Origin of the sequence: Acidovorax sp. FJL06 (genome assembly GCF_003852545.1) — a bacterium.
Classification (GTDB): Bacteria; Pseudomonadota; Gammaproteobacteria; order Burkholderiales; family Burkholderiaceae_C; genus Acidovorax.
Map to the genome: position 1 here is coordinate 1 of NZ_QAJR01000089.1, position 291 is coordinate 291.

The window sequence follows — 291 nt, forward strand, 5'->3', positions numbered from 1 at the left end:
CTGGGCCGCCTGCGCGAGGAACCTGTCGCACCGCCATCGCCCGCAGCCGCCGCACCGGCGGCCCCCGCCCCATCGGCCGAAGCCGAGTCCTCCGCCCGCTCGCTGTCCGCCGACAGCGTGGCCAAGGCCGCTCCCATGCCGTCGGCCAAGCTGGGCACGGCCCATGGCCAGCGCGAGACCTCGGTCGTCTCGCACACCAGCTTCACGCGCCTGCAGGAGCAGCCCAACGAAATCATCAGCATCCGCTACGACAGCCGCGAGAACCTGATCGCCACCGGCGTGATCCGCGAA

The 291-nt window shown here is 72.2% G+C and carries 1 pseudogene; it reads left to right on the plus strand.

Features of this window, described 5'->3' with window-relative positions:
• A pseudogene (locus DBV10_RS22625) lies at positions 1-291 on the plus strand (hypothetical protein); the annotation flags it as partial.